At 69.4% G+C, this 258-nt stretch carries 1 protein-coding gene; it reads left to right on the forward strand.

Going from position 1 to position 258, the window contains the following annotated elements; translation table 11 throughout:
• The coding region (locus FQ664_RS26350) for an SLC45 family MFS transporter (protein WP_144175928.1) at window positions 1–258 on the forward strand (258 nt) is incomplete at both ends.

A 258-nucleotide genomic window follows, 5' to 3' on the forward strand; every position in this document is an offset into this window, starting at 1 on the left:
GCCCGATACCGTGCGCTATGCGTTCTACTTCGGCGCGGTGGTGCTGCTGGCGGCGATCACCTGGACGGTGGTCAGCACCCGTGAGTATTCGCCCGACGAGCTGGCCAGCTTCGATGATGCCGAACCACCGGCGCACCATGCCGGGGCCGCGGTCAGCGGGCCCGCGCCGTGGACGCAGGTTGCGCTGTGGCTCGGTCTCGGCGCGCTGCTGGCGGTACTGATCGCGTGGCGCCACGGCGACAAGATGCTGTACGTGCT

Source organism: Pseudomonas persica (genome assembly GCF_900291015.1).
Classification (GTDB): Bacteria; Pseudomonadota; Gammaproteobacteria; order Pseudomonadales; family Pseudomonadaceae; genus Aquipseudomonas.